The organism is Arsenophonus sp. ENCA (genome assembly GCF_002287155.1).
GTDB lineage: Bacteria > Pseudomonadota > Gammaproteobacteria > Enterobacterales > Enterobacteriaceae > Arsenophonus > Arsenophonus nilaparvatae.
Window position 1 is genome coordinate 1 of record NZ_NHNG01000609.1, and the last position, 617, is coordinate 617.

Annotated in this window: 1 protein-coding gene; it reads right to left on the reverse strand. The window is 38.6% G+C overall.

Annotated features, from left to right (window positions below; translation table 11 throughout):
• Positions 1–405, reverse strand: a 405-nt coding sequence (locus CBG25_RS15755; protein ID WP_290603697.1) for a transposase family protein, incomplete at its 3' end; no start/stop codon positions are given.
• Between the last annotated feature and the right edge of the window lie 212 nt (positions 406–617).

A 617-nucleotide genomic window follows, 5' to 3' on the forward strand; every position in this document is an offset into this window, starting at 1 on the left:
GACGTCTTTAACTCCAGGAAAGGCGCGAAAAAATTCCTCAGCAGAGCGAATTTGACGAGCGGGCAAAACACATTCTCGCCCCAAGGTCATCTCTAAAACCGGCAATAATATTTTTACCCAGCGACATGCCCGTGTTCTATCTAAACCAAAAAGAAGTCCTTGCAAATCATAGGTCGGATAACATTTTAAATACAATAAAATAAAAAGCAGTTTATCTAATGGGGTTGGGATAAATCCTTTCTGCCCTGCACCCATCTGCCGCTCGTGAGCTTTTCGATTCTTTTTCCGATAAATCAAATAACAAGCTGAAAATTCAGCGGCTAAATTTTTCAATTCTTCGACTGATAATCCAATGATTGCTTTACATAAACGATTATCTCGTAACAACTGCTCTTTGTTGATCATTTCAAACCGTTATTTTCTAAGTTAAACCTCTTTTTATTGTCTATAGCGTGACAAAAAATGCAAGTCTCTATTCAGCAACTAGTTTTTTGTACAGAAAACCACGCAAAAGATTGTGGTTACTCATAAAAATAAGGATGTCGCCGCTAATGGCGGCTCCGCTTATATTTCCCTACCGGATGTTAGAAGCACAGTGAAAAAAAAGCGTATCGCTT